Source organism: Pantoea sp. SIMBA_079 (genome assembly GCF_046940275.1).
Classification (GTDB): Bacteria; Pseudomonadota; Gammaproteobacteria; order Enterobacterales; family Enterobacteriaceae; genus Pantoea; species Pantoea borealis.
In genome coordinates this window covers 1-240 of the sequence record NZ_JAWRYR010000853.1, presented here as the reverse complement: position 1 = coordinate 240, position 240 = coordinate 1, and the positions used below count along the sequence as shown (strand labels likewise).

General features: G+C 54.2%; 1 protein-coding gene. It reads right to left on the bottom strand.

Translation table 11 applies throughout. The annotated features are described in order from the left end of the window. On the bottom strand, window positions 1–218 hold a 218-nt coding region (locus SB719_RS22345; protein ID WP_412160061.1), incomplete at its 3' end, for an acyl-CoA dehydrogenase family protein. Window positions 219–240 lie beyond the last annotated feature (22 nt).

The following is a 240-nucleotide window of genomic DNA, read 5'->3' as shown; positions in this document are numbered from 1 at the left end:
ATTGTCACATAGATATCTGTTGCGCCAGCACCAGAAATGAACTGCTTGGAGCCGTTGAGAATATAATGGTCACCATCGCGCGTGGCGCGTGTTCTGAGCGCTGCAGCATCCGAACCTGATCCGGGCTCTGTCAGGCAATAGCTCGCAAGCGATTCCATCGACGTGAGCTTCGGCAGAAAGCGTTGCCGCGGTTCTTCGTTTCCGAAAGTGTCGATCATCCATGCGGCCATGTTGTGGATG